This is a genomic window from Azospirillum endophyticum (assembly GCF_016595245.1).
In the GTDB taxonomy this organism is placed as follows: domain Bacteria; phylum Pseudomonadota; class Alphaproteobacteria; order Azospirillales; family Azospirillaceae; genus Azospirillum; species Azospirillum endophyticum.
Genome location: NZ_JAENHM010000039.1, coordinates 1 through 963, shown reverse-complemented (window position 1 = coordinate 963; position 963 = coordinate 1). Strand labels below are relative to the sequence as shown.

Here is a 963-nt window from a genome sequence, read left to right as displayed (position 1 = left end):
GACTTTGGTGCAGAACTCGGCCTGCCGACGGATTTCGCCCAGAAGCGATGGAGATCAGGCGACCTTCCGGGAGATCGGCATGCCAAGACTGGTCATGCGATTGATGACGGCGCAGGCGGCCTTGGCTTCGGCTTTTTGTGCGGGCAGAGTGCGGGCGCGCAGGCTGCGTCCGATCAAAACCTTGTACCGAAGCATCGCCACCTCGACCAACGATCTCCTGCCGTATTGGACGGCTCGCTGCCAGCCCAGCCGACCATGCTCCTTGATCGTCTGGATGTGGCGGTCGCGCCGGGTGGGCGCGCTCTCGGCGATGTCGCTCACCACCGCAGTCGCGCGGCGGGATGATCACCTCGGCGTCCGGCGCACGCTCGGCGACAGCACGATAGACGGGCTCGCCGTCGTAGGCGCCGTCCGCCAGCACCGTGCCGATCGGGCGGGCGATTTGGTCGAGCAACGGGCGAACCAGAGAGGCATCCCCTTCCTCGTTGCTCGTCAGCTCCGAGGCGAGGATCTCGCCGGTATCGGGATTGACGGCCAGATGGAGTTTGCGCCAGCTCCGGCGCGCTTGGCCGCCGTGCTTTTCCAGATGCCACTCGCCCGTGCCGAACACCTTCAGCCCGGTGGAATCGATGACCATGGTGACCGGCCCGTCCGTCTTCGTCAGTTCGCTTACCACCTCCAGGTCGGCGCTGCGCCGGGAGAAGCTGGTGTGATCGGGGACCGGCAGCTCCAGGCCGCGCAGGCGCATGAGCGATCCCAGCAGCCCCTCGGTCTGGCGCCACGGCCGACCGAAGGCCAGGCGCAGCAGTATCCCGGCTTCGATCGCCAAGTCCGAGTACCGCACCGGCCGGCCACGCCGTCCCGTGGCGGGCGGCGTCCACGCGGCGATCGCCTCCGGCGACACCCAGATCGTCAGGTCACCCCGCCGGCGCAGCGCCGCATCGTAAGCTGACCAGTTCTCCA

At 67.8% G+C, this 963-nt stretch carries 1 pseudogene; it reads right to left on the bottom strand.

Annotated features, from left to right (window positions below):
- Nucleotides 1–54: 54 nt before the first annotated feature.
- A pseudogene (locus JHL17_RS13215) lies at nucleotides 55–963 on the bottom strand (IS5 family transposase); the annotation flags it as partial.